Here is a 417-nt window from a genome sequence, read left to right as displayed (position 1 = left end):
GTTGGCTCCACAGGTAGGACTCGAACCTACGACCGATCGGTTAACAGCCGATAGCTCTACCACTGAGCTACTGTGGAATAATAATAGCCTGGCAACGTCCTACTCTCACAGGGACAAAGTCCCAACTACCATCGGCGCTAAAGAGCTTAACTTCCGTGTTCGGTATGGGAACGGGTGTGACCTCTTCGCTATCGCCACCAGACAAATTATATTATACATGATTTGATAAAGAAAGCAAGACTTTTTTTGAAAAAGTTTTGTTCTTTCAAAACTAGATAACAGGTTGCTGAGTAAAGCTTACGCTTTTAAAAATTTGGTTAAGTCCTCGATCGATTAGTATCAGTCAGCTACACATGTCGCCACGCTTCCACCTCTGACCTATCAACCTGATCATCTTTCAGGGATCTTACTAGCTTA

The 417-nt window shown here is 43.4% G+C and carries 1 tRNA gene and 2 rRNA genes; all 3 read right to left on the bottom strand.

Annotated features, from left to right (window positions below):
• Positions 1-2 precede the first annotated feature (2 nt).
• Positions 3-77, bottom strand: a tRNA-Asn gene (locus AC1VNJ_RS26880).
• A 9-nt stretch (positions 78-86) separates the two neighbouring features.
• Positions 87-202: ribosomal RNA gene (rrf, locus tag AC1VNJ_RS26875) — 5S ribosomal RNA — on the bottom strand.
• Between the two features lie 111 nt (positions 203-313).
• A 23S ribosomal RNA gene (locus AC1VNJ_RS26870) occupies positions 314-417 on the bottom strand; the annotation flags it as partial.

It is taken from the genome of Priestia sp. 3CA3 (assembly GCF_056836725.1).
This window is presented reverse-complemented; position numbering and strand designations above follow the sequence as displayed.